Below are 1,538 nucleotides of genomic sequence, written 5' to 3' on the forward strand. Positions count from 1 at the left end.
GGTGTTACTGATGTCTCACAATAACCCCCCCCCCCAGCCCGCGGCGCCCCCGCGGTGTTGTGTTTTCCACCGGGGGCGCGGGGGGGCCCCGCCCGGCGGCCCCCCCCCGCGAAGGTCACTTGACCGCCAGCCAGATGACGGCACCGAGGACGGCCACCGCGACGACGGCGATCAGCGTGACCACGCCGGTCCGGCTGCCGCCGCCGCTGCTGCGGCCGTAGGTGGAAACGTTGCCCGGCTCCTGGCGTGCCGGGGTCTCGTCGACGAACGCCCGGAACATCTGAGTGCTGCCGGCGGGGTCGTAGTCGTTGTCAGCCATGGCAGGGACTCTAACGAATCGGCCCACCTCAGGCACAGCCCGGACCCCCTTCCCGGCCGACGCCCCACCCCGACGTGCGACGGTGGTGCGACGGGCTCGTGAACACCCGGCGGCGGCCGGAATGCCCCACCACGGGATCGGGTTGACTGCGATCATGACCGGAACCCACAGCCGGGTGCGCCTCGGCACCTCCGACCTGTCCGTCTTCCCGCTCTCCCTCGGCGGCAACGTCTTCGGCTGGACGGCCGACGAGCAGCAGTCCTTCGCGGTCCTGGACGCCTACACCGCCGCCGGCGGCAACTTCGTCGACACCGCCGACGTCTACTCGGCCTGGGCCCCGGGCAACACCGGCGGCGAGTCCGAGACCGTCCTCGGCCACTGGCTGCGCAGCCGCGGCAACCGCGACGACGTCGTGATCGCCACCAAGGTCGGCATGCACCCCGACGCGAGCGGCCTCGGCGCCGCCAACATCAAGGCCTCGGCCGAGGCCTCGCTGCGCCGCCTGGGCGTCGAGCGGATCGACCTGTACTACACCCACCGGGACGACGACACGCCGGTCGAGGAGTTCGTCACGGCCCTGGACGAGCTGGTCCGCGAGGGCAAGGTGCGCGCCGTCGCCGCCTCCAATATCGGCGCCGGTCGGCTGACCGAGGCGCTGGCCTTCGCCGAGCGCGAGGGCCTGGCGAAGTACGTGGCCGTCCAGCCGCACTACAACCTGGTCTCCCGCGACACCTTCGAGGGCCCGCTGGCCGACGTGGTCGCCGAGCACGGCCTGGCCACCGTGCCGTACTACGCGCTCGCCTCCGGCTTCCTGACCGGCAAGTACCGCCCGGGCGGGCCGGGCGTGGACAGCGCCCGGGCCGAGGGCGCCGCCCGCTACCTCGCCGAGCCGCGCGGCCCCAAGGTGCTGGAGGCGCTGGACGGCGTCGCCGCCGACCACGACGTCGAACTCGCCACCGTCGCGCTGGCCTGGCTCGCCGCCCGTCCGACGGTCGCCGCCCCGATCGCCAGCGCCCGCACCGTCGAGCAGCTCCCGCCGCTGCTGGCCGGCGCCACGCTGCAGCTCACCCCGGAGCAGACCGCCCTCCTGGACGCCGCCTCCCTCGCCTGAGCACCGTCACCGGACACCACCGGGCCCCCCCCCCCCCCGGGGGCGGCGGGGGGGGGGGGGGGGGGTGGGGGGGGGGGTGGGGGGGGGGGGGGGGGGCCCCGGGGGGGT

The 1,538-nt window shown here is 75.1% G+C and carries 2 protein-coding genes; one reads left to right on the forward strand and one right to left on the reverse strand.

Annotated features, from left to right (window positions below; translation table 11 throughout):
• Positions 1 to 115 precede the first annotated feature (115 nt).
• Positions 116 to 319: a hypothetical protein gene (locus ACFV0O_RS05780; RefSeq protein WP_360253789.1), complete on the reverse strand. Its 204-nt coding sequence runs from the start codon at positions 317 to 319 to the stop codon at positions 116 to 118.
• A gap of 154 nt (positions 320 to 473) precedes the next feature.
• Here ACFV0O_RS05780 and ACFV0O_RS05785 point away from each other — a divergent pair, with 154 nt between their 5' ends.
• Positions 474 to 1,430, forward strand: coding sequence for an aldo/keto reductase (locus ACFV0O_RS05785; protein ID WP_380336853.1), 957 nt, complete (start codon positions 474 to 476; stop codon positions 1,428 to 1,430).
• Positions 1,431 to 1,538: the final 108 nt, after the last annotated feature.

The organism is Kitasatospora sp. NPDC059577 (assembly GCF_042735475.1).
Lineage (GTDB): Bacteria > Actinomycetota > Actinomycetes > Streptomycetales > Streptomycetaceae > Kitasatospora.

Excerpts from the sequence above, each read along its gene's own strand:
- ACFV0O_RS05785 (WP_380336853.1), top strand. The coding sequence starts at position 474 with ATGACCGGAACCCACAGCCGGGTGCGCCTCGGCACCTCCGACCTGTCC.
- ACFV0O_RS05780 (WP_360253789.1), bottom strand. The coding sequence starts at position 319 with ATGGCTGACAACGACTACGACCCCGCCGGCAGCACTCAGATGTTCCGG.